Raw genomic sequence first — 24369 nt, 5'->3', positions numbered from 1 at the left:
ACAATGACTCTCATATCCGAGTTGATGCCACAAAATGTCATTGACGTATGCTCCGGATCCCATTGAGTCACACAGAAGTGATCGCCTGATTAAGCAGCCAACAAGCGGATCTGATTGCCAGCCGTAGTGACAGGCAAGGTTTCGCAAGGTTCATGACTGCAACTTAAGTCTGTACCAGATGTTGATGCAATCCGTACAACACCATCATCAACGTGGATTGGCATGCCCCATGATTCAGCGGTAGGTGTCAGCTTCAAGATTCCAGTAGGCTCGATGATAGCCGGTACCCAATGGAAGTTACCGCCGCCAATAATGCACTGATCGATATCCACGACTTCGATTTGTACCAATTTTTTGTTCACGGACTCCCAGCAACTTTTGCCAAGAGCGTAGGCAACTGCTTCAAAGGCAGGGAAAACTATTCCTTGCCCCAGAATTTCGTGTGCCACTGTATCTGATTCATTATCTATGATGCTCGGCGGGACACCTTTCACTCGGCAGTGTTCAAGCGGAGTGAGAAGACGTGAAAGTTCAGGATTCTCGGGATGGAGTATAAAGGGCTCAGTACTCCGCGCCTTTTGGTACGATTTTCCAATTGTGCCTAAGTACTCTGCGTCACCCGTGAGCAACTGACGTTTGAATCCATTTCCTTTCTCCATATCAGCTTTCATTTTTTCTTTTAAATATGTAAATTCACGCCAAATCGGTGAATCAAGGGGGATCGGCTCCAAGATCTCACTGATGGTCTGCTCCTTTTTCCGAAGTGGTATCACGTTGTTGATATCAAACATGTCGAAGCCATCCGTTGTGGCCACGACGCAGAGCCGCTTTCTGCGCTCCAAAACGCCAAAGACGTTGCCATCAAGTATTGTTTCCTGAACGTTGTACCCCCAGGACGCCAGTACCGAACGGAACACTTCCATGCTAGCGCTGGAAGAGTACTGTCCGACGTTTTCTAAGACTATTACCATGGGTTGGACAGCATCAATAAACTGCAGGAAATTAAAGAAAAGTGCCCCTGATGAAGCGTGAGATTCCGCATAACCGCCAGTGTTATCTCCCCAGGTTTTGTTACGACTCCTACCTGCAGGGCTTGCACCTTCGCATGGAATACCGGCAACGCAAATTTCGACTAACGGTGGATTTCGCTTAAGATCTATAGCCTGAATCTCTGATTCAATAACAATAGAGCGGTCGTTCCACAACTCACGATTATTCCTCAGTGAAGCGTCTAAATATTTTGGTTCCATTTCCACTGCGACCGAGATGGTGCTTGGGATGCCAGCTCGTTTCAATCCAGAGTGAATTGCCTTATCCAGTACGCCGCCGCCATGAAACAGGCTGCAAACTGTAAGCGGCTGTCCAGTCTCTATCTTATTTATGAAACGTTCTAATCGCTCTTTCACTTGCGCGTGCTGGTGATGTGCTGATATGACAATGGTTTCCTTGCGGATAAGGACACGTACTGTTTCTACACCTTGAAAAAGCTCAGCCAATTGCTGTGAGGTTATATCGATAATCGGTTTGGTGACACCTTTCCGAGTACGCTTGCTCACAATGTACTTTCCGGACTCGTTAACTCGAATAACGACTTCAGAATCTTTGAGTTCCAAGTCATATTTTTGCCCCGGCTGATAACCTTCACGAGCGAGCTTTGTTCCTTCCAGCCAGATACGTTTGGCATTTCCTTTTTCACCTAGCTTGGTGTTGATAATTGTTGTCATGACATTTCTCCATAAATAGGAGGGCCACCAGCACCGACCGGTACAGGAAGCCCTTAGGATGTGTTTCAGAGGGAAGAAAAGCGACCTGACAGTCGCTTTGCGTTTAGAGAGGTTTCAGATTGGTTGTGAACTCAAGCATGCGGTTGGTTATGTGTCCCAACTCCGCATCTGCTTCATCAACGAGGCGAACGTAGATGTCGCCTACCTGCCCTGCCCAATCGACTAAGTTACCTGTGATACGTTCACTGACGTGGAACAACTCCACTCCGCTGTGTTTGGTCCAGCGACAAGGTGGTAAGCATTCCAACATCCAGGAGTATTTATTAGGTGTGATTTGCTCGATTTCTTGTTTTCGGTGCTCCCAAGCTTCGAGAATCATCCGGTCAAACTCATCACTTGATACAACCCGACATAGCTCGTTACCGTGCTGGGCGAGGTACTGTGCTAAAGTCAGTTCACCACTGCCGTCAGACGAACAGGAATATGCAGCATATTCTTGGCCATCATCTTTTTGGAAAACATATGTGCAGTAGCAGTTGTACTTTTTAAAGCTTTCATCATTAATGATATATTTTGTCGGTTTCATATGGTTTTCCTTCTTTCTGCGGAAGTACGCCCCCTCAGGGAAATACGTCGGTTAATATTACTTTTCATGAACTGTTAATAGTGGAGAAGAACAAAGTTCCCCATTCAAAATAGTTGGATGTTCTAGGCCGATTTCGTTGAGAATCAACTCAAGTTCAATTCTGGCCATCATCAATCCTGTCGATCTTCCGGCAAACTCCTGGCGGTAATCTGGTACGGATTGAGACAGAGACGAGTATTCGAGCTCTTTATCCTTAATGTTGACTAACAACATTCGCAGCCTTCTAACAAGATCTATTTCCATTTAATTTCACGTTATGACATTAAGCCGTCCAGTAAAGCTTCAGTCAGTTCGGTTTCATCATTGAGTGCAGCTTCGATATCCTTCAGTTCGATAAAACGATCCTTGTGGATGATTCCGTAGACGAGATCATCCCCGCCCGACGCCAATCGAATCACATCGATGGCCTCAATCAAGTCGCATATAGTTGATTTGGGACCATCAAGGCAAATCATGTCGACAGTCGACGTCGTGGAGAACACGGCATCTTCTTTCAGTGCAGCGTCGTATGATGAATGTAAAAAGCCATCAAAGGTATGAAGTTGGTACATGGTTGTTTCCTCGAAAAATAATAAGTGGGGTAAATTGCTGATTAAGGTCCAGCTAACGCGAGATTTGCCAAAAGGCAAATTCGCAACCAGTGCGTCATCACCGGATGCGGATTTACCCTTAGCGAAAGGATTGTTGAAGGTGGTTCGAGGAAGTTACACCGAGGAAATAAAGGCTGTTTAAAGGCCAGCTACCTGTTCATAGAGTATACAAGCTCACTTGCATATTCAAGTCACTCTATTCAAATATGATTTGTGGCCAGTCGAGTGCTTGCTGTCCTGTTTAGTAATGTCCTTTCCAAACATTGGCAGATAGGAACTGGCTATAGTGGAGCATGCTGGCCACTGCCTAGTAATCGCTCCAGTGATGACATTCTGTGTAATTTCACACGTGAAATTCTTCTTGAAATGTCTGCTTAGTTCAATAATTTCATTTGGTTATGAGGTTTTCAGGTTTGTGTAAAAGTATCAGGGTTCAATATCCTGTCCGGGCACCGATACCTCCTGCTCCCCTGGGTTGTCTTGAGCAGTCATCACTGATAGCTTCCTCTGTCGCCTTGAGACATTTGCCGGTTGACTGTTACGCGCCGCTGGCCTTATTCGCAGCTCGCTGGTCGAACAGTTTTTTGGCATAGGCTTTAATCGCTACCTTATCTTCATTAAATGCTCTGATACCAAAGGTTGTGATCCCACATTTCTTGTCTCGGTCTAGCTGCTGTCGTTTCCTGACTGTTGATGATGTCGCCATAGTCAATCCCTTAATGTTGTCCTACCGTAGCCGCAGAATGGAGTTCCCCTGCCGATGGCAGTGCTCATGGACAATAAGGCTGAAATCATTGTCGTCTGAACCTATGATCACGCCGCTTGCGGCATGTTTTCCCATTTCCCCAGCTGTTGAAGGGATGACAGGAAGGATCAAAAATAGGTAACGCTGGCTGGGCAACCAACGTTCGTATCGGACAATAAGCTGCTTTAGGTTGTACTGCTGAATTTCCACGCTGGTGGCTTGGTTGCAATATCCGCCCCATACCTCATCTTCGTTTATATCGAATCCGACTAATTGGCATATCGCTACATAGGCACTGTGACCGCTGTTAATGTCGGCCTCAGACCCCCAAGCGTCAGTATCATCCTGATTCAGAATGAGGTTGTAACCGCTGAATGCCAAACAATGTGTCAGTAATTCTTTATTCATCGTCTGTCCTCGCCTTATATGTTGGAATAGGTAAGACAAGCCGCTCAAGCGGCTGTCTTTGACCATCCATACATTCCCCATGTCTTGGTGCTGCAATGGATGGGGAAACTTTCCAGTGTGGTGGTATCGAAGTGCGCACCATGTACGTCTATTTCGCCATTTCTCACCAGATTCCAAAGAAGTTGCGCGGCTAATCGGGCTGATGTTGCGTTTACGCCCAGCGTTTGGCGACCAATACTCTCGGCACTTGAGCAAGATTTGATTTCAGAATCCCCATCACTAAGCAAAGAATAATCGTATAAGTCGCAGATAGAGGGTATCTGAGGGGTTCTGCACCAATGGCCTAAGACGATATTCCCACTCGTATGATCATTCCCTGTATCTAGCCACAATACATTGCCAGTGGTTGGTCGGTGCTGGTGAATACCAAATCGCACGGACGGTTTATCAACTGCCGTAATCAAAATGTCGAAATCTTTATACCCGATGTCTTCTGGATTAATTTGCCGAGGTATGGCGGTAAAGTTCCTACCGTACAGGTTGTTGGCGATGAAAACTTGGGCTTCGGCCTTATTCATCCCCGTTTGTGTGGGCAAAAAGTGCTGTCTGGACAAGTTGGCGTTAGTAACAACGCCACCATCAGCGATGGTAACGTGTAATCCCTTGTGATTGAGTTGTCGTAAGCAAGTATCCAACTGGATCAACTCCCGATTGAGGTGACTACCTGTGCCACCAGCACCGATCAGTAACACGCGAATCTGATCATTCAATAGTTTCATCGGAGCGCGGTAATTCTGATTCATTATTTACCTCCCAGCTTCTGGATAAACTCGCTAACTGTTCCAGAATATTTCAACTCACTAACGCTTATTGGGGTCTTGCTATCCGCCTTTTGTTTAATCCACTGGACGTAGCGTTCGATTGTCAGGCCGCCCTTCCGCCAAAAATCACTATTGCTCAAGTGGGTTTTTGTACTCTCGATATAGGCCATGCTAATTTCATCAATGTCATTGTTGTCAGGCAGGGAAACACTGCCAAGGCAGATATTATGGTTTGCATAAACATTGGGGAGCGGAGCTAAGTAAAGTCGAGTTTTGTTTGTTGGGCGTGTTTTATGTTGAAGCACGGCGACAAACAATGCCTTCCCTTTTCGGGCGAAAAGCAAATTAGGCCATTTGATCTTTAATGCAAGGGATTGCCCATTGGATTTTAGGTACAACGGCGTTCCCGCTGGCGGTGTAAAGTGCCATACCAGTAGATCACTGTCGCTGTAGACGATTCTCGAATCTATTACCTGCAACTGAGACTGCTGGCGTAATCGACTGATTAATTCCATTGGGTCAATAACTTTCGGGTTTTTTGGTTCGCCGTTCTCAGTCTCATAGTGAGTGAAATATGCATTGCCTTGAAACGACTCAATCGTAATAACTTCCATCTGATAAGCGTGTTGAATTGGTTCAAGAACTTCAATCATTCAGTAATTCCTCCAATATGGGGGCTACGTGGTCGTAGGCATCAATTCCGTATTCCTGACTGACTGTTTCCAGCCACTCACTGTTATATCCGTAGTGAAAAATTGTCATAGCGAGTGTCATTAGGATCTGGTTGTTAATCAGGGCACATTGAAAAGAGCGGGCACACTCAGGGGAGATAGTTTCGACATAGCTAATCTCATTCGTTTGCATTGCGTCATCGATTATTGAGTCGATGAAATGATGCGATGCCTGCTCGGTCATTAGGAAGAACAGAGGGAACCCCTGTTCAGATAGGACACCATCTAACCCTACAAGCTGTTCAAGCCGATCATTAAACCACTGGAAAATAAATCCGGTATGTTGATTCTGATTTACTTTTCTGTTGTAACAAGTCTCCAATATGGTTTCGTAGGCATCTTCAATCTCGTCGGGTTCAAACCCCATATCCGAAGGGAAATCGGTCGCTTTTAGTGCTTCCAGTGCAGACTTAGCATCCGTAAAATCTTCGATGGTAATGTACTCTGATATGTGTGCGTAATCGGGACTCATCTCTAAAGCATCATCCACCGTCAACACCATTATTTGCTCGGCTAACTTGCTAAGAAGATAATCTCGCTTTGTTTTGAGAGCACCATACGGCAACTCGCTGACGGTCATCACGTTATAATCCTCAGTGCGTACCGTCAGGAAGGTCTTATCATTTATGTACTGGTAGCAACTCGGCAGATCTGCAGTGCTATTGAACTGGATTTGATATACTGGTTCAGTACTGCATAGTAGCCGAAATAAGCGTCTAAAATAGTCCTCATTGAATGTGCTGATGCGGCTTTTGAGCATCGAAACAAACTCGTTGAACAGTGCCTCCACTCGCTGTGTGTGGTAACCCTTTCCTTCCTCTTTCAGACATTTTGTCACTTCCTTTAGTAAGGGATAGAGGTTTTTTTGACGCTTGGCAGCTAGCAATCCTTCAACTGTACGGGTTAGTCCAAAACTCTCTGCAAGCAGGAAGACTTCAATGAGGTGATTGGTTTCAAAATTATTCACAGTCAGGCTTGTTGTTGGATGAAAAGATTCCATTACCGCATGTTTACAGGTAAGAGCTACAAGCCCATTCTTTTCAAGGTCAGTGCCAATGCGTGTTTCGGGCTGGGTTGCATTTTTCTTGGCCTCAACGGGGATGTCTGAGCGGTTTCTAATTTTAATTTTGACTGTTGCACAATCCATAATTCGACTCGCTTTTTTAAATCCATCGCGTCTAGCCTCCCTCGAAGGGAGGCTCCTCCCTCATTTAGCCGTTCGTTTTGCTTGGAAGCATGGCAACCTCATACATGACCTCGCCGTCTGCTGTTGGAATTCCATCCGATTCAAAAACCTGTGTGTGACGTGCAGTCGGGTATAGCTTACAAAATTGCTCCCAGCTATCTGAAAACGAAAGCGTACTGAAAGGGTCTGGAATCCGGCTAGCGCCGAGAACGTATACTCGTTTCATCCTGTTCTACTCCTGTTTATGCGTTCTTAAATTGTGCAAGGATGTCACCAGCATCAGCATCAGCATCAGCATCAGCATCATCATCAGCTGATTCTGCAGCTGGTGGATGGTTCGGCACTTTGAGCTTGTTCGTTTCGCTGCTATTAGCCTGGCCTTGTGTTAGCCCTTTTTTCGCATCGGTCAGGTTTGATTGCGTAATGACTGCGGCTGCGGCAGACAGATACTCGGCGATTTCGGCCTCGATGGTTGCGCATTGTTCAGGGTTGAATGTCGCCACGTATGGCGACTTGTTTTGGTTAGCGATGACCACAATGTTATGTGTGCCATTCTTGTTGTCAGTGACGGTAACAGTCACCTTTGGCAAGGTCGTAAGAAGGTGCAACATGGTATTTTCCTATTCACTGTTTGGTGAGCATCCCCACAGGGACATTCATCGATAATGGATGTTTATTTGCTGTTCAATACGTACTCTGGAACGTAGCCTGACCAGTCGAATTCGTAAGCAACGATTGCCTTAATCTGATTGTCCCCATCTAGGCCAAGCAGCTTTTTGTATCCCTTTTCTCCGAATTGCTGGGTGAACTTTTCGGCAAACCCGCTTTGTTCCATGATCTGAACCCGCAAGCCTTTCTGCATGTTCTTCAAAACCGCTTCGGTCGGAAGCCACTTGGCTGTCAGGTTCGATTTCAAATCCGGCAGGTGCTTACCGAGCTTGCGTACCATTTCATGGGCGTTAAGCGGGTTTCCGTCACGCGAATTAAACGTAATCTGCTGAATCTCTTGGCCAATCAGTTTTTGCAGTTCTTCTGGACTGTCATTCAGGTGCTTCTCGACAGTATGACTGATGATTGAGGCCGTATGGCTAGCTTTCAGGGTTGCGTAGGTCAGTGCCAACGTGTAACTAGGGTGTTTAGCCAACAAAAGCGCAGCCTCATGGCGCAGGAAGTCATTTGCATCATCTTGAACTGCTTTGGTGATACGTGCTGCCGGAGCCGTTGGTGCTGGTTCCGAGTCTGTCGCATCGGTAGTACCCTTGCTTAGTTTGTTCGTGGCTACGCTTGATTTAGACGCATCTGCTTTGGCTGGCTTGGCGCTGGTGGCTGGTTTTGACTTCGCCTTTACCATTTTGGTGTTACAGTCCAAATCAATGCACTGGTTTTCCAGCACGGCATCGCGGTTTAGTCCTTTATCTGCCAGAACAGCCACGTTTTTTGGGCATGTGGAGCAATTATCAACGAAACACTTTTTACCAACTGATGTTTCATTGACTTCGACCATCTTCCCTTCAACACAGGAAAGCATCACTACTGTGCCATATTCCTTTTCGAGTTCGATTCTACGGGCGGTGTAATGGGCATCGGTCTTCTGGTTATAACAAGTCGGGTTGTTACACAGGGCTGTGTTCGGCTCGGCTTCGTTATCAAATAAGGACACTTGTTGCTGGCTGTTATACTCGCAATGCGCACAATCGCCTGTATCGAAAATGGCCTGACAAATAGGACGAGCGATAGCCTTTTCAATCTTGCCGCGAAGTACTGACAGCTTCATCTTCTCTTGAATGATTAAACCCAATAGCTGATCTTGCAGTTCGTCTTCGAGGCGGCTGAGTTCACCAGCGTGTCCAACAGTAAGGGTGAACCCGTTATCATTCTTGATTCCCACTTTTGACAGCACACGTTCGGTACACCGGAGCAGTTGTAGGTATTGCTTCAATTTGCGGTCAGTCCAGCCCATGTGATTCGCTACTGCTTGCATATCACCGGAATACTGACCAATCAGCCCTTTTGCGGCTCGGGCTTCGTCTACTTGGCTTAATTGTTCACGGTCAATATTGTCACTCAACGCCAGTGCTCGCGCTTCAAAGTCATCGAGTTGTTTGACGATAAAAGGAACAGTAGGAAGTTCCAATTCGAGTGCTAAACCCCATCGACCATTCCCACACAGCACTTCAAATTTTCCATCCTCGCGCTGCCGACCCTGTAAAGGCGTATGAATACCTTTGGCTTTGATAGATTCACGCAGGTCATTATATTTTTTGGGGTCACGGCTACTACGAGGGTTGCCCCAAGGGCAAGCCACCAAATCCGCGGTAGGGACATCTTTAAGTTGGTCTGGTTTTCTTTCAACGGTTTGTGAAACAGTCATCGTAAAGCTCCTTGCTTCGTAGTGTCAGTATTGCTGGAACACATTCAGATTAGACTGTGAACATTCACGGAGTCAAGCGATAAGTTTGCGTAAGTCGTTGATTTGTATGGTGTATTTCTGTGGCATTATAACGGTGGATTCCCACCGAAAAAATGTCTGGGAAAGACGTTTGCTGTCTGTGTTTATCACGACCAAATGTCATGTAGTGAATACATAAAGTCTGTTGCTTAACCAATTGATGCAAAGGGCAGCTTTTTCGGGGAAAGGTGTTTCAGAGGGCGTTACTGATGCGGCATCATTAACGCTGAAAGTCGTGGTCTGGTTAGCGCGATACCCAATGAACGCAACGGACTTTTGGTGCGGTATCAGAAATGACGGAATTTCCGGCTGGCCGACGGGTGCCGTGCTCCTGGGACATTGGGGACATTGGATCGTACTTCCCTTTGGCTACTGTCCGTCAGGGAAGCATTGCAGACCATTGTCACGCGTTCGGGATAGCATAAATACGGTCATTCATCACAATTATGTTTCTGGCTTCTGTGATAGGAACGCGTGTCGTAGACCGCGATACCATTGCGTCATCAAGTAGACAAAATGTGTCTGTCTGGTACGGACAATAGCCAATGAAAGATGCGGACTGTTGGTGCTGTTTGAGGAATGCCATAATTTCAGGTTGGCTGACGGAAATCAACTGGTCACTTCGAATCACTGCGTGTACTAACTTCCGTTGAAATTTGCGGACTTTTATTCGTCCAGGCTGGCTGACATGAAATGTACTGTGTCCCAATAGACAGAAACTCGTGTAGTCAAAAACTTTACCCCTATCTTCTGTTTCTCGGCTGCGCAAAGAATAAACTCTATTGTTCTGGCTGGATTTGTGGAGGTTTAAATACAAATCTATTCTTGTATGTTTCATGGCAAAATTCCATTTAGCAAATATATTTATATTCTTTATCCCTCTGTGTGAATAAGTCAATTAAAATCGATTATTATTTTATATTTAAACCATTGTCATCATGCGATTTTTTTAGGTTTAAATATTGTTTTCATATGGCTTTTAAATATCCGATTTTTTACTGCTGCTCATTTTTTAAATGAATGCATGTCACGATGTTGCTTTATTAAGTTGTTGTTTTTAATTCGTTTTTATGTTGACGCGCCTTTTGGTTTGCACTAGGTTAATTAATGAAGCACGTCATCATAAATTAGTTTCCATTCCTATTTTTGTATTAATTCCCAGAAGGGTTTTAATACCGATAATTTTAATTGGAGGTAACATGAATATCGTTTCATTCGATGAAGTTAAAACATACGTTCAAGCCAATTATAAACACTCTCGACTTTATGGTCGAACCGAGTTAAATGGATGGCATGATGATTACGGTGATAAAATAGTTCAAGAATATTTTAAAACGCTGAACGCTGAAACCGGTCACAATCGCTGCATCATATCTCGCCATGAACATATATCGGGTAACTCTATCGGTTTTGGCTTTGAAGACGTTGTGAAAGCCGTTTATGCGTCTTTGACGCCGGCCCAACTTGTTATTGAAAAAAATGCGGTGCACAAGAAATTGCTTAGCCTGGACGTTTCATCCGCTAAGTTGAACGCTTGCCCGACCCTTAAGCGCAGTTTCGCTGCGTTAAACGTACGAATTACTATCATGCATCGCTACCTGTTAACGAAGTTAGAGCCTGACAATAGCCCTCACGTCGGCGGTTGTGCAGATTTAATTGGGGGTGACTTATGTTGATAGCTGAGGGAGTCGAAATGCATATTCTTCATGAGGTTCAGGCCACCAGCATTGGTATGTTAGTCAATGATGTTAAAGGCCAAGTCGATAATACGCTGGTTTACCAACTCTTATCAATCCGAGCGCACTCTTTGCTTAATCGGTTGGGTGACGACAAAGCTATGCTGTGTCAGAGCAATGAAACGCTGTCTTGGGTTAATGCGGCTTTAGATCAACGGGATGAATGTTTGCTGGGGACATTAAATGCCCTTGCTTGGCTGTGCCGGTTTTTGTGCACCCGCCAGGTCAGAGAACCGTCTATTTCGCCGTATGTTGGCTCACTTGAGCTGTACGATCTTCTGGATCAACTGCGCACAGAATATGGAAACTTGATATTTGCTGTTGAAGACGCCGGTTATCGTGTCGAACACAATCAGGCTTTTGGCAATGTGTGGGGTGTCACTTCCTGATCACGTCAAAAACTAAACGGCGGACACATCGGAGCGCAATTTTGAGTATGCCGATGATGGGAAATTAAGGCCGATCCAACTCTCTCAAATTTCGCTTCCAAAAATGTGTGCCCATTAGCAATGGGCACAGATAGTCAGGCCTTAGCCTTAAGCGGCGGGCCTATTAGCAAGTACAAGGCTTCCAGTATGCACAGTGATCGAAATATTCTTGATATACCGTCTCAATCCGCGACGATGGCCGTGATTGCTTCACTCAAAGAGGCTGGGCAAGACTATGAGTTTTATCCGACCACCGAACAGCAGATTCAAACCATTGCAGCAGATATTACGTCGATTTTGGAGACATATGACGTAACCAATATACATTCCCGGTCCGTGAAGCTTCTGGATGTGGGGTGTGGCGATGGACGTGTATTAATGGCCCTGAACCAAATGTTGTCCGCGGATGAAGAAAATCCAATCTCTACGGAAATGTATGCTATCGAAAAGGCATCAGTTCATACTGACACATACCGCGCTAAGGACATCACTCTTTTAGGGACGGAATTTCATGAAACCAACTTTATTTCCAAAAGTACTGATATTGCTTTTGTAAACAGCCCATATAGTGAGTTTTCCGTTTGGATGGAAACGTTGCTCTACCAGCTAAATTTCAAGCTGATGTATGCCATCATGCCCGAACGGTGGCAAGACGACCCGGCTATAAAAAAGGCGGTTGAAAGGCGGGGAATCAAGTCGACCGTGATAATTGCTAAGTCAGATTTCTATATTGCCCCACGCCAGGCAAGAGCAAAAGTTCATATTGTCCGGTTTGCATTTAACGATTTTGAAGCTGACGCCGAACGCTATAACAATGCGTCGGGTTCCGACAATCGCAACTCCCGATACCGCTATAAACCGACGTTGGGACGTGATGCGACAGATTCGTTTCAAATTTTTATCGAAGATGAATTGGGACTCAACCAAACGTATAGCGAGACGACCAATAAATTCTATGAATTTGCCGAGAAAGAGCGAGTTCGTAAAGAGTTGGAAACCGACGGCACTGAATCATTCGAAATTGTAGCTTCTCGTGGTGTGCTCTGGGCATTACTGGAAAACTATGACCGCGATATATCGCATGTCCTAAATGAGTATAAGAAGATCGCTGAACTGGATGCCACGTTACTAAGTGAACTTGGTGTTGAGTACAAAGCGCTGATTGAGGGCCTGAAAGAAAAGCTGCTGGGGTTCAGAAATGTCTACTGGTCGCTGCTGTTTGATGAGCTGACGGTTTTGTCGTGCCGACTGACGACCAAAAACAAAAAACAGCTCTTGAACACCCTATCAGCTAATGCGCTGGACTTTACTTACACTAATGCCGTGTACATCATCAGCTTTGCCGTCGAAATGGCAAATGAGTTGATTGAAACGAGCTTGGTTGAAGTATTCAAAGAGTTGACTTGTGAAAAGTCGATTTCCCGGCATTACAAGTCCAACGAGCACTATTACCGGGATAGTTGGCGTCACTCAACAACGTCACCAAACGACAACGCAAAATATGTCCTCGATTACCGGTTCGTTAGTTCGCACTGGACCAACTTTGGCACGAATTCTTGGGATTCAGGCTTAACAGAAGATGCCCGGCGCTACTGCGATGATCTGCTGGTGGCACTTAAGTTGCTCGGATATGACAATTTTACTTATAGCTCTGGGTATAAGTCATTGTCTGCCGGTGACAAGTTGATTGTTAAGGGTACCGATCCGTACGGAAACCTAATAGATCTGCTTCATGTGCGTTTCTATAAAAATGGCAATCGCCATATCCAGTTTAATCAGGAAGCTATGCTTCGCTTTAACTGCACGGTTTCTCGGATATTGGGTTGGGTGCGCAGTAAGGCAGAATTCGAATTCGAAACGGATAGCGTCAAGCCAGTTGAAGATGACATATGGCATATCGGGGACGGGCTCAAAATCAAGCCTTCAACGATGCTTGTTTTGACCCACCGGCAAGCTGCTTAGGTCTGCTACACACAGGGGAGCCGTTTGGCTTCCCTTATTCGCCAGTTACGCCCTTCCTGGTTAACAAGTTACCACCTGAACCTAATCTAATGTCAGTCCATGACATTTCAATCATGTCTGCATACCAGACCCATCCACCAGCACGTCGTAAAACAATGTCTAGAACAAAAAATGAGCACGGTGTATTATTGTAGTTAAGTAATGTTTAGCTACAATTATACACACAGGGAACAACATGAGTTCATTGACTATGGGTAAAGACACCGTTCATATGCAGGTGATGCTTACTCAGGGAGAAAGCTCTCCAAGTAGCATCTACGAAGAGCTATTTGAGCTGTTTGAAGAAAGCTTCTCTGGCGAGATGTCGAAGCCGATTTGGCACAATCTTTCACAACAGGCATCGCTTACAGTTCCGGGATGCCTTCCCTCTGTTACCGGGGGAGTACAGCCGCCGGATATCACGACTTATTACCGTTTTAGTGATAACGCAAACACGTTAGTAATGCTTTCTTTGGCAACTAAAGAGGCGAAGGAACGTATTCATCGTTTAAGAAAATCAGGTTCGTCAATCGACCTGACTCTTGGGCAGGATAGACAAAAGGCGGAAATAGCCTTACAAGCTTTCCAGTTGGTCGCTAGCAAAGGTGACTTAGCCGAGTTATTGGGTAATGTCGTCCAGGCTGCCGAAGAGAAGTTCATTGACCTAAAAGGGCAATTAAAGACTCAACGTGCCTCACTAGCGCAACTTGCTATCGCTCAGCAGCTAAATGAGATTGAAACGCGGACAGAAAATTATCCGTTACTATCTGCGAAGGATGCTGCCAAGCTGTACGGGGACTTTCGAAGCACCAATCCTTCGCGGGTTGTGAGCAATGCTAAGCAGGCAAACGAGATCTTTGCGTTTAACTTCGGCAATAGCAAAAACGTTCAGGTACCGGCGTTTCAGTTTAAGCCGCAGCTGGGCGTCTACGCTGCCGTGCCTAAACTCTGTCGTATATTGTCAGGGCTGAATGATTGGGGGGTGTACCACTGGTTTACTTCAGAGGCAGAAGATCTTGGTTGTACGCCAGCTGATGCTTTGGCTAAACCCGATTTAGAAGGTGATTTGCTGTACCTCGCTGGCTTATTCAAGAATGACAGTACATTCCGGTCATTGAGTTTCGAGTCTGATCAGTACGTTGATAAGATGCGAGACAAAGAGGTTAGTGATAACCATGCCGAGTGATGCTATCCCGCCATCTATAACCATTGCTGCCGGACAGCAGTTTCACCGAGTAATTAAACGTGAGGAAGATGATCAAGGAAACCGTAAGTACGATGCGCTTGACCCAAACCCATTCAGGAATCTCGAATGGCTGTCTGATGTGAGGGCGCTCTACAGCGACGGTACTGCGGTTTCCGGTCGTTTTTCTCCTTTTCTTGGGAGTGATAGTGTTCCTGTTCCGGCATTGTATCTCGCGCCGATACCAGAAACGGCTTACTTCGAAGTGATCTTGCGTCCCCGTGCCAAGGGGGTGATTGCTTTACAAAAAAGCGAAGTCGCCAAGTTAGAAATCGCTAGGGTGAGTTTTAAAAAGCCACTGAAACTGGCTGATTGCCGCAAGTGCTATTTACAAGATGGGAGTCAGCCATTTTGGGATTATACCTTTGACCAGCTCTTTGAAGCCGCTCAGATGAAGTGTTTGGACAATGCTCGGTCGCTGGCAAAGTTCATACATGACAGCTATCCAGATATTGATGGTTTAGTGTGGGATTCTGTTCAGCATGGAAACTTGGTTCCTGTCTACATGATTTTTGGAGAGCGGCGGGATGGGATGATTGAAGCCACCGCCAATGCTTTAAGCGATATTGCGGTGTGGAAACCTTACTTGTTGAACTGCATCGCAGATAAAACGGTTGTTGTCTCGACTGATATAGCTGCTCTTCTGTAACCTTTTTAGCCTTTTCCCCCTAGCGGGGCTTTTGATTCCTATTCCTGCCCACCAAAATGAAAACAGCCAGCACAAAGGCTGGCTGTGTCTTACCTTACGATCGATTATAAATCAGTGAATTTGATGTTAGAGAACTCAAACTGGTTGCTACCATTGATCTTCATATCGAACTTGGCGGTAAGTGAGCGGCGAGGTGTTGATTCAAAGTCTTCAACAGCCATTTCAACCGCCACGCCGCTGGTGGCCATCTGGTCAAGGTCCATGTAGTTAATTTCGCGCTGCAGGTGATTAATCACCTGATCATAGTATTTCTCCAGCTCTGTACCAGCCAGCGATAGCTTATGCGCAGCATCAGGTGTCTGAATGGCAATAAATGGTGTTAGTGGAGTGAGGAACTTCCCAGTATTCGGGTCGATTGGAGCATCGTAGAATGTGCCATACACAATCACGTTTTTCCAGTTCGCGGCCCCGCCAGAGATAGGCGTACATACAGGACCGTTCTCCATGAAGTTAATCGTGGTGAAGTCGGTGCCGAACAGGTTATAAGCATCATTCGCTGTAATCACATGACATTCTTGTGAGAAGGAAGCATTGATGGAATTGTAGTATTCAAACGATGGCTTCATTCCGCGGTAGTAATCCAAGGTTCCCATCGAGACTTGAGCCGGGTTCGCAAGTTCTGGTACTAACTTGGTGATTTCCACTTGTTGCCATTCGGCTTCAGGATCGGTAATTCGTTTACCTGAAAATACCCCCGTCAGTTCGCCGTTGGTCACATCATAGAGATTCAGGTATGAAGACACACCGAAGAAGTTGATGTCATTACCCACATTTACTGCTACGCGCTGACCTGTCTTATCGAGAAGGATAGTGCGGTCTGGGTTGGTTTCGGTTGGCTTCATTGCCATGAATGTATCCAGGGCAACGAATTCTGAGCTATGGTAAATGCTTGTGTTCTTAATCTGTGCAGTGATTTGTCCGCCATCGACGATTGAAACAGCATTCTTTTGGGGCCAGTTCGAAATGGCATAGACATCGCTGTTTTCCTGATATTTGGCATAGATGTTCAGTTGGCCTGGTGATACATGAGTCTTATCGATCAAAGTCAGGTCACCATTTTGGGCTGCGGAAAACAAGGCCCGGCGATCACTTTGCTTTGTTTGAGTATCGATAACAATTTTCGCCCCTAAACCACCCCAACTGCTGGAAGATACCAGATCAAATGTCTCGTAAGGAATTAACTGGCCGTTGGTGTCATAGAAGCCGATTAGAGAACAGCCGTTTGAGGAATTAAGTTGAATCATGACTTTCTTGTCGGCCGCAATCAATGCGTCTAAGTCAGCATCGGTCATCTGTTCTGGTAATGAACAGGCCATGCTGGTAAGAGATGATGACTGCTTAAGGTGAATATTATCGAAGCCAGCAAGGTTGCTGGTGGCAAATTTGCCCGGGATAACGGCGAATGCCCCAGATGATAAAGCAAGTGCAATTGAACCAACTAATAAATTTGCTTTCATAGCTAATCGTTCCTTTGTTTAGTATCGAAGGTTGTAGTAACAACTTGTTGAGTCGGACGGATGCAACACAACTTCATCACACATATGTAAAACACCGTCTTTGTTTACGGCTTTCAGTAAAGTAAGTCCGCGTGGGTGGTACGTGTAGAAATCTTCTGCTGACGCACAGTAATCAATGAGCTCCATCGTTGTTAATACTGTGTTCAAGGCGGGACACGCAATGTCGGCGTAGGCATCATAGATACGGTTGCCAGCCAGTTTTTCCAATGTAATTGACAAAGTGTGTCTGACCTGTTTTTGGTCAACATCCCAGTGGTATTCAATGACAAGGTCTTGGCAATCTTCAGGTAATGCGATAAACATCCCGACCCCTTGCTCAGAGATGGCTGAAGTTATGCACTTATTTATAAAAGGCTTGTTTATCGTGTATGAAGGCACCGTGAGTTGGTGTTGACCTGCTGTGACATTGATTGATAAAGCTACTTTTTTGGTGTCTACTTTAAACTGAGAAACGATTCGGGGACTAAGGTGAATGAACCTATGGTTCGTCCCGATAAAAGATTTCCCTGTTTCTTTTTTCAATCTGGCATCGATGACGGCTATATGCTCAGCATTGTCCTCATGGGACACGATGGTCTGTTGAACAAAACTTTCCGGTGTTACTCCACTGCCAAATGCTTGGGCAAAATCAATGTTGCCTAACCGACCGACTTCGCTCCCACTCTCTTCTATAAGCTTTGTGGCTGCCGTTCGCCATAGAACGTATTCCAAGCCAAAGTCTTGGGTTAGTTGAAGCATGTAGGTACTAATGGCATGAGAGGTTAAGCGGAAAGTATTAAAATCCACTAAGCAAGGTGGTACTCGTTCGATGTAGCCAGCCTTAAGGCATGATTCGAAAATTGTCTCGAACGTTGTGCCGCTTTTAAGGTAAATATCGGCACTGGCCTTTTTGATGTCGTCTGTGGTGCCACCTTTGGCTTTAATCTGCTGCCGCAATTCCTTCGCTGTCTTCAATACGTGGGTTTGAAGATCTTTCTTCCGGAACATGTGATTAGGGCGGAAGCGAAGGTTGTCGAACATGTGATCAGTTACAAAACGCTGATGTACATTCGGCATCAGCGCCAGGTGGATAGTCTGTGGAGGTGTATAACAGGGAGTCTCGCCAAACGTGGCTTGCTCATCAGGGGTTGCACAACAGTACAACGCATTCCGGAGGTAACTGTCTCCAAACACGTTGAAAAACTGATTTTGGAGACGGGAGCAAAGCAGTTCCATGTTGCTTTCGGTGATGATGAGGCTATTGGAACAATGACTGTGCCCATTTTGAGTCTTTGACTGAAAGTGCCCCCAGTCCTTATAACCCAGAACTTGAGCCCACATATTCAGCCACATTGCCGGACGCATATCGCTGATTGCCAAGCTTTCTTCACTTAGTGTTTCTTTCACAAGGTAAGCCTGGGTTTTTGTGGCCGCTAAATGTTCGGGTGCGACAATGATGGTTTCTGCATTCATTTCTTAACTCACTCGGCCTTGTACATGATTGCTGCTTACATGTATCCGCCGAGCTTTGTCAGTGAATACAGATCTTCATTCCTAGTAATGGAAGCTCTTGGGATTAGGCGGTTGCAGCGCCAACGATGAGAGCGGCATCAGGGACCACTATAAGAAGGCACCAAAGGGAAGTAATTGGCTGTTCTTTCCTAATTTGGGTCAATAGAACGATCAGATGTGAAAGTGTGATCAATTGGGCAAAGTGTGATTAATCATTGTGAATGCATGTGCTTAGGTGATTTTAGCTTGGCGACCTTTCGGTAATTATTGTCCTGGTGCGACATTTACCTATACACTGTATGTATGTACAGAAATATTGAATACTCACTATGCCGTTCCCGAGACCTACAGATGGGTACGAAGATCCCAACCTCTCTGATACGCTAAATGATTACCTTGTACCTAAACCATCTTCGACACTGTTATATCCAGTTCAGTCTGAATATCCTGCTCTCAATCTGTCAGCGGGAGATTTGTTGATTATTGAGAAAGGAAGAAACCCTCATAATGCATGCCATGCCTTAGTTAACTTCCAAGGAGATAATCATTTAGTTCAGTTGTTTTGGCATAAACAGTGCTGGTGGGCAAATAACCATGAACGTAGTGGGCGGGTAACTGATGAATTCACATTAATAGGTGTGGTGACCAAATCAATCTGTAATCAGATTAAGGACTAAACCTATTCAATGTCACGAGATTATATTAAGAGGTATTTGATAAACTCTATTTAATGTCTTTGAGAGACATTAAATAGAGAGTAGAGATTTAAAAAAATCTTGCTGGGTTGAACTACAAGGCGAGAAACCAGAGAATTGATTAGATTCATGGACTAACTCATCGAACCTGCCATCTGAATCTTTATAAAATACCCGCTTATTCTTGAGGTTGAAATGTTGTGAGAGGACATTAATGACTCTATCAGCATCATTTGTGATGGTTCTAGAATTATTACCAATGTCTTGGAGTAAAATTATAGTGTCTGTTTGTTTAACAATTTGAAATGACGCTTGTGAAGCCGTTTTACCCAAATAAGTAGTAATCATGCTCGCTCCATTAAGACCGGATAATATCGATAACGGCGGTGCCGATTATGACGATAATTACTATCCAAAGTAATAGACCCTTACGGGACTTTGATTCAAAGCCTTTGTCCATATAGTACTTAGCGTCAGCTTCAAATTCATCGTGTAACACTTTTCCTGACCGAGTGTTATTGTTCTCCTGCGACTTCCTTGTGTCATCTGAATTTTGCGATCGTTTGATCGTGGGCTTGATCAAGAGGTCGCATTTTCCTAGCTTAGCCAGTTCACTTGCTGCGACAGATCCTTTGGCACTTATCATATGCCCTCCTAGTCAATAGTCTTGGCAAATTTATCTTGCAACCTTTGTACTTTTAGCAGCACATCCACGAGCACTGTTAGTGTGTCGTTGATTTCTCGTAGCTGTTTGAACCGTGACTCCGCGACTTGTATGGCGAAGCGTTCCCACTCCGGGGCCGTCATGAATTGTCGCATGTCATGGTGATACCGGTAGGATTTAGGAATGTACTTTGACGCGATCCTTTTTTTCGAGGCGTCTTTGTTGCTGTCATTCCAGAACCGGTTGACATACCACTCGAAGGAAAGCGTTCTTGGTGATCGTCTCCTGACCCTGGTACCGAAACGGCCCTGGTCATCTTCGCTGCCCAGCTCTCGCGCTTGTCGGTTGGCGAACCAGAATTGGTCGGAAGTTTTTCGGCCTGCGATCTCTACTGTATCCCTGAGCTGATCGGCTAGCACAAGTGACTGCTGAATCAGATCCGCTTGCTTCTTTCGGATGTCTTCGAAACTGACCTTTGCCCGCGCGTCTTCGCCATCAACGCCTGGAAGCATGAGATCCTTAAGTTCCTTGAGATCATTCATCAAAATTTATTCCTAATTTTAGGGGAGACAGCAAATACCAAATGGGTACGCAAACCCCAGCTTTATATCTATCTGGACATAGCCGGGGTCTATCCCATGCAAAAGTCCCAATTGGCTGCGGGACTTTAAGGGGTAAATGTCCAGATAGATAAGGGTAGAACTATCATATGGTTTCATAATAGCATTTTTGAGGGCACAAAGAACCCCTAGCCCTATCTATCTGGACATTTGAAGGCAAATGTCGGATTAATTGTAAGAAACTTCAAAGATTGTGACGCTATCCGACAAATGCATATGCCTACCCTTATCTATCTGGACATTGGGTGGGGTAAAGTCTAAATTGATACCTATCAAAAATCTGGGCTGGTTTTGACCAAAATGGGGTAAAAGAGCAGTGTTTAACCTGCTTTTCTTTGATGGGGAAGTTTGACTCTTTTCCGGCTGTTGTTATCGTTTGAATGGGTGACTGTCGACACCAACGCTCAGTGCTCAGGCTGTAAGGTGTCAATTTAATGGCTGATAAAAGCCTCTGGCAAGTGGTATGCCAATAGTGCTCTCAAAGTATGCTTCTAGTTCAGGAAGTTCCTGAAATTGAAGAAAATGCTGGGTCGGAGCATTTTTTTGTAGTTTTGCGTACACATTGATAGTTTAATGTATAACTGCAAATAAGATTGACGGGAAGTGTCATTTTTTTGCCTTTTTGCGTACACGTAAACCCAATTGGTTACTTATTCGTTCGGTGCGTGTCGTAAAATGTCATATTTTTGTGTTTTTGCGTCATTTGACCCAAAATCGCAAGAAGTGGCGGTATCCACCGATTGCAAAACGGATATTTTGTAGTGGTATTTATTGACCTAATAAGGAAAATGTCATGTCATTAGACCGCACAAATCAGTCAGAACCTTTTGTATTGGGCATGGATATTGGCTATTCGGGCCTGAAATTGAGCATGGGGGCAGTATCAAAAGATGGTTCGTTTGATGTTTCTGCTGAAAAAAGCCTGGTACTGCCAATCGGCGCAGCTCCCGCGACCATGATGCCGCAAACCATCACTGGTGAAGACCTTGAAGCTATCAAAGTTTTAGTTGGGGATGAAACTTGGGTTGCCGGTGTCGAACCATCCAAACTCCATAACTGGCAGCGTGAGCTGCATGAAGACTACCCTTCGTCAAAAGCTTATTTGGCCCTTTTCTACGCATCACTAGCTCTATCAGAACGAAAGGTTATTGATGTTCTGGTTACGGGCTTACCTGTCGATCAATTTCATGACATTACGCGTCGTGAGAAACTCGTAGCAGCTTTAGAAGGGATTCACTGCATTTCTGGAAAAAAAGAAGTAACGGTGAAAAAGGTCTTGGTTGTTCCACAACCAGCTGGCACTTATCTTCATGCAATCCGTACTATGGAAGATGAAAAAACACTTCGCTTATTTAAAAACGGTACGGTTTTAATTAATGATCCAGGTTTCTACTCCACAGATTGGATCATTGTAAAAAATGAGAACATGCAAAAAAGTACTAAAGGAACGAGTACTAACGCCGTTTCTAAAATATTAGAGACGATGTCTTTCTTAATTAGGGATGAATATGCAACAGCACCAAGTATCGACCATATTGAATCTGCATTTCAGAATAACGAAGAATCTATTTTCGTATGTGGCGAAGAAGTTCAATTAAAAGAATATTTAGATAAAGCAAGCTTTAAAGTAGCGTCAGCTGCAATAACTGAAATAAGGGAAAACTTACGCCATGGTATTAAACCAGATATTTGTATTCTAACTGGTGGCGGCGGTAAATTTTTTGAGGCTGTTATGTCTGAAACATTTTCTTGTAAAACTGTAACGCTCAAGAATGCTATTACTGCTAACTCAAGTGGTTTCTGGTTTGCCGGCCAATCTTATTGTCGAAAGATGGTTAATAGCAGTCATTATAACGAGGTGTCCGCATGACAGATGAATCATTGCTGACTATTAGAAATCTGCAAATTAACCACGAGGCTTCACCTGAGTTGTTTGAAGAAATTAATGCTATTCAAAACTCGAAGTCTAGGGCTGAACGGCTAAGGCATTTGGCGACCATGGGTTTATTATTATTAAAAAGTCAAAGTAGGCCAGTCGTGGTTTCATCCACCGATGGCAGGAATGACAACTCAACAGCCGTCACAGCAGATCGATCGAAACGAGATAGCCTATCAGACAATTTCTTGTCTGGTTTTGGTATCTGACTTTGTGTAAGCGTTGGGGGATTGTATTTATAGGTATGTAAAACTATGGCTGAAAGTCGTAAAGATTTAGCGTTGGTGAAGCACGAAGTGCTTGCTGTCTTGAAAAGGAAAAACAAGATCAAGTATGTTTGCCAAGATCTGACGCTTATAGAGTTGAAGAATGTCATCTCTCGTTTGCAGGAGCTCTATGACGAACGCGAAGAAGAAGAGTCAAAGAATGCCGAACTCAGAAACGAGCAATCCCGTCTGACTATGGGCAAACTTAGTGAGCTTCTTGATGAAGGCATTGAACTCGACTTTATAGAGCAAATGATTGCGGAAAAGAAGGACAACTCAACTAACGACGAAAGCCAGACTATCTATGAAAAGGATGGTGTTGGTTGGTCAGGCCGAGGTCGGCGGCCAAAGGTATTCCAGGGGCTATCACCAGCCGAATTAGAGCAGTTCCGCATCAAACATAAGTAGTACGACTTTCAGCATGGGGGCATGTTTCATGCCCTCATTTTTTTGGAGTTAATCATGCGGGAAAGTAACTTTGAGAGTTTGTATGAGTTCTCTGGAAAGCATACTCCAGCTCCGATCCCTGGAGTGTATCTGTTTGCCGGCGAAGTTTCTTTAGGCGGCATCCGTCTCACGGGTATTTGAACAAAACGGGCAGTCTGTTTGAATGTGCCTTTCCGATACTAAGTGGGAACATCCACAGTCGCTGCATTTTTTCATCGTGACTATTTCTTCGGACATATCACGGACGATAGACCAAAAATCATTGATATCGATTTTGACGATGTTACTGCTGGTAGCCAATTCCGGTGACTGACCATCAATGTCTTTGATGCAGCTTCTATAGGCTGAGTAGGCTTTCATCAGGCAGTCAATGTCACGTCGGCGTTTGGTCATCCTCATTGCGGTGTCCAAGTCATCGCTCAATAGTCTTAGGTAAAAGCGGATTCCTGCTGACAAATGCATTCTCAGGCGTTTGTTCTGCAATAAGGTGGCATGTGTCCGGGTGCTATGCGACTTTCGGTTCAGCTTTATCCTTGCCAGTGTAGCCTCATCGAACAGCTTGTTGATCGTGCGGATACGTTTGTCCGGTAGCCCAGTTTCTATCACAACAGTACGTGTGGTGAATCCTGCCTTAAGCATTTTTCGGGCAAGCAACTCGTTTTCTGCTTGATGTGAAGTTCTGACTGTCATGAGTAAAGCCCCCCCAGGTCGCGGGAATTGACATTGAGTGATTGAAGAACACGTTTCAAGTGATCGGCTTCAGTGGGTTCCTGGCAAAGAATGGTACTTAATGTTCTGCCGCTAAATCGCAAATTGAAGATAGTGTCGTTGTCCATAATGAAATATGACAATGCCACCGAAGTCGCACTCTCTAGCCTATCGAGAAAATTATCGGACAGACCAAAAGCAACTTTGGCACTCAAACGGTCTCGCAACAGGCAGTGCTGAACAGTTAGCCAGTACTGCAGCTGAAAGGACCAGATGGGCTTTGTGCTATGGTGAATGTCCTGCTTCGAAAATTTGTTCAGTTTGTGAATCATTTCTCTTTCATCGTTTCTGACAACGAATGAGCAAGTTGTTGAGCTGGCCAGCTTGTTAATCTGTAGCGGTGTCGCTTTTGACAATACGGCAATCGTTTCCAGCGGGAGGCGGTAATGCGCCGCTGCAAGCTCCGGATTGTGTAGTGCTGCCTGTACGGCACATTGCCATAAGCTGATGTCGATAGCCTTCACATTGATATCACCACTTGCATCGTTAAGAAGTAATGCGTTGTCTTCTTCATGTTGGATGATTCCCTTGCTCATAATGACTCTTCC

Annotated in this window: 26 protein-coding genes; 8 read left to right on the top strand and 18 right to left on the bottom strand. The window is 45.0% G+C overall.

Annotated features, from left to right (window positions below; all coding sequences use genetic code 11):
• Positions 1-89: 89 nt before the first annotated feature.
• From FH974_RS25900 to FH974_RS26545, 12 genes are all read right to left on the bottom strand, one after another.
• Positions 90-1724: a DNA cytosine methyltransferase gene (locus FH974_RS25900; protein WP_207104322.1), complete on the bottom strand. Its 1635-nt coding sequence runs from the start codon at positions 1722-1724 to the stop codon at positions 90-92.
• 103 nt (positions 1725-1827) lie between these two features.
• The gene (locus tag FH974_RS25895) at positions 1828-2310 is read right to left on the bottom strand and encodes a hypothetical protein (protein ID WP_207104321.1); all 483 of its coding nucleotides are present in this window, start codon (positions 2308-2310) and stop codon (positions 1828-1830) included.
• Positions 2311-2367: 57 nt separating this feature from the next.
• Positions 2368-2583 carry a hypothetical protein gene (locus FH974_RS25890; RefSeq protein WP_207104320.1) on the bottom strand — a complete coding sequence of 72 codons (216 nt, stop codon included), beginning with the start codon at positions 2581-2583 and terminating at the stop codon, positions 2368-2370.
• 41 nt (positions 2584-2624) lie between these two features.
• Complete coding sequence (locus FH974_RS25885) at positions 2625-2921, bottom strand: hypothetical protein (RefSeq protein WP_207104319.1); 297 nt, start codon at positions 2919-2921, stop codon at positions 2625-2627.
• 577 nt (positions 2922-3498) lie between these two features.
• A complete protein-coding gene (locus tag FH974_RS25880) occupies positions 3499-3666 on the bottom strand; it encodes a hypothetical protein (protein ID WP_207104318.1) in 168 nt (55 codons plus the stop codon).
• 21 nt (positions 3667-3687) lie between these two features.
• Complete coding sequence (locus FH974_RS25875) at positions 3688-4113, bottom strand: hypothetical protein (RefSeq protein WP_207104317.1); 426 nt, start codon at positions 4111-4113, stop codon at positions 3688-3690.
• A 44-nt stretch (positions 4114-4157) separates the two neighbouring features.
• The gene (locus FH974_RS25870) at positions 4158-4916 is read right to left on the bottom strand and encodes a PRTRC system ThiF family protein (protein ID WP_207104316.1); all 759 of its coding nucleotides are present in this window, start codon (positions 4914-4916) and stop codon (positions 4158-4160) included.
• Positions 4916-5587, bottom strand: coding sequence for a hypothetical protein (locus tag FH974_RS25865; RefSeq protein ID WP_207104315.1), 672 nt, complete (start codon positions 5585-5587; stop codon positions 4916-4918). The genes FH974_RS25870 and FH974_RS25865 overlap by 1 nt, the downstream gene beginning before the upstream one ends.
• Positions 5580-6812 carry a hypothetical protein gene (locus FH974_RS25860; RefSeq protein WP_207104314.1) on the bottom strand — a complete coding sequence of 411 codons (1233 nt, stop codon included), beginning with the start codon at positions 6810-6812 and terminating at the stop codon, positions 5580-5582. Before FH974_RS25860 ends, FH974_RS25865 begins: the two co-directional genes overlap by 8 nt.
• Before the next feature lie 281 nt (positions 6813-7093).
• Positions 7094-7462: a hypothetical protein gene (locus tag FH974_RS25855; protein WP_207104313.1), complete on the bottom strand. Its 369-nt coding sequence runs from the start codon at positions 7460-7462 to the stop codon at positions 7094-7096.
• 62 nt (positions 7463-7524) lie between these two features.
• Entirely contained in the window at positions 7525-9222 is a 1698-nt protein-coding gene (locus tag FH974_RS25850) for a ParB/RepB/Spo0J family partition protein (RefSeq protein ID WP_207104312.1), read from the bottom strand.
• Between the two features lie 481 nt (positions 9223-9703).
• Positions 9704-10138 (bottom strand): hypothetical protein, encoded by a 435-nt coding sequence (locus FH974_RS26545; protein WP_479724825.1) that lies wholly within the window; start codon positions 10136-10138, stop codon positions 9704-9706.
• A gap of 361 nt (positions 10139-10499) precedes the next feature.
• Between FH974_RS26545 and FH974_RS25845 the strand changes: the two genes are divergently transcribed.
• The 5 genes from FH974_RS25845 (at position 10500) to FH974_RS25825 (ending at position 15357) form a co-directional block, all read left to right on the top strand.
• Positions 10500-10976 carry a hypothetical protein gene (locus FH974_RS25845; RefSeq protein WP_207104311.1) on the top strand — a complete coding sequence of 159 codons (477 nt, stop codon included), beginning with the start codon at positions 10500-10502 and terminating at the stop codon, positions 10974-10976.
• Between the two features lie 17 nt (positions 10977-10993).
• Positions 10994-11425 carry a hypothetical protein gene (locus FH974_RS25840; protein ID WP_207104310.1) on the top strand — a complete coding sequence of 144 codons (432 nt, stop codon included), beginning with the start codon at positions 10994-10996 and terminating at the stop codon, positions 11423-11425.
• 120 nt (positions 11426-11545) lie between these two features.
• Positions 11546-13426: a DUF4942 domain-containing protein gene (locus FH974_RS25835; protein WP_207104309.1), complete on the top strand. Its 1881-nt coding sequence runs from the start codon at positions 11546-11548 to the stop codon at positions 13424-13426.
• A gap of 235 nt (positions 13427-13661) precedes the next feature.
• Entirely contained in the window at positions 13662-14651 is a 990-nt protein-coding gene (locus FH974_RS25830) for a hypothetical protein (protein WP_207104308.1), read from the top strand.
• Positions 14641-15357 (top strand): RES domain-containing protein, encoded by a 717-nt coding sequence (locus tag FH974_RS25825; protein WP_207104307.1) that lies wholly within the window; start codon positions 14641-14643, stop codon positions 15355-15357. Before FH974_RS25830 ends, FH974_RS25825 begins: the two co-directional genes overlap by 11 nt.
• A 104-nt stretch (positions 15358-15461) precedes the next feature.
• Here FH974_RS25825 and FH974_RS25820 read toward each other — a convergent pair whose 3' ends face one another.
• From FH974_RS25820 to mobI, 4 genes are all read right to left on the bottom strand, one after another.
• The gene (locus tag FH974_RS25820; protein ID WP_207104306.1) at positions 15462-16874 is read right to left on the bottom strand and encodes a hypothetical protein; all 1413 of its coding nucleotides are present in this window, start codon (positions 16872-16874) and stop codon (positions 15462-15464) included.
• Between the two features lie 18 nt (positions 16875-16892).
• Positions 16893-18386, bottom strand: a complete 1494-nt coding sequence (locus tag FH974_RS25815) for a hypothetical protein (RefSeq protein WP_207104305.1) — start codon at positions 18384-18386, stop codon at positions 16893-16895.
• A 785-nt stretch (positions 18387-19171) separates the two neighbouring features.
• On the bottom strand, positions 19172-19468 hold the full coding sequence (locus tag FH974_RS25810; RefSeq protein WP_207104304.1) for a hypothetical protein: 297 nt from the start codon (positions 19466-19468) through the stop codon (positions 19172-19174).
• Between the two features lie 306 nt (positions 19469-19774).
• Positions 19775-20326 (bottom strand): conjugative transfer protein MobI(A/C), encoded by a 552-nt coding sequence (mobI, locus tag FH974_RS25805; RefSeq protein WP_207104303.1) that lies wholly within the window; start codon positions 20324-20326, stop codon positions 19775-19777.
• An 871-nt stretch (positions 20327-21197) separates the two neighbouring features.
• Here mobI and FH974_RS25800 point away from each other — a divergent pair.
• Genes FH974_RS25800 through FH974_RS25790 form a run of 3 tightly spaced genes read left to right on the top strand, consistent with a single transcriptional unit; the run spans position 21198 to position 23014 of the window.
• Positions 21198-22274: a ParM/StbA family protein gene (locus tag FH974_RS25800; RefSeq protein WP_207104302.1), complete on the top strand. Its 1077-nt coding sequence runs from the start codon at positions 21198-21200 to the stop codon at positions 22272-22274.
• Complete coding sequence (locus tag FH974_RS25795) at positions 22271-22549, top strand: hypothetical protein (RefSeq protein ID WP_207104301.1); 279 nt, start codon at positions 22271-22273, stop codon at positions 22547-22549. Before FH974_RS25800 ends, FH974_RS25795 begins: the two co-directional genes overlap by 4 nt.
• Before the next feature lie 45 nt (positions 22550-22594).
• The gene (locus FH974_RS25790; protein ID WP_207104300.1) at positions 22595-23014 is read left to right on the top strand and encodes an H-NS family histone-like protein; all 420 of its coding nucleotides are present in this window, start codon (positions 22595-22597) and stop codon (positions 23012-23014) included.
• A 150-nt stretch (positions 23015-23164) separates the two neighbouring features.
• On the opposite strand, the gene FH974_RS25785 is transcribed toward FH974_RS25790, so the two are convergent.
• Both FH974_RS25785 and FH974_RS25780 read right to left on the bottom strand, forming a co-directional pair.
• Positions 23165-23743, bottom strand: coding sequence for a FlhC family transcriptional regulator (locus FH974_RS25785; protein ID WP_207104299.1), 579 nt, complete (start codon positions 23741-23743; stop codon positions 23165-23167).
• A complete protein-coding gene (locus FH974_RS25780) occupies positions 23740-24357 on the bottom strand; it encodes a hypothetical protein (protein ID WP_207104298.1) in 618 nt (205 codons plus the stop codon). The genes FH974_RS25785 and FH974_RS25780 overlap by 4 nt, the downstream gene beginning before the upstream one ends.
• Between the last annotated feature and the right edge of the window lie 12 nt (positions 24358-24369).

Origin of the sequence: Photobacterium ganghwense (genome assembly GCF_017329545.1) — a bacterium.
GTDB lineage: Bacteria > Pseudomonadota > Gammaproteobacteria > Enterobacterales > Vibrionaceae > Photobacterium > Photobacterium ganghwense.
The sequence above is the reverse complement of the archived record's forward strand: the minus strand, read 5'-3'. Positions and strand labels throughout refer to the sequence as shown.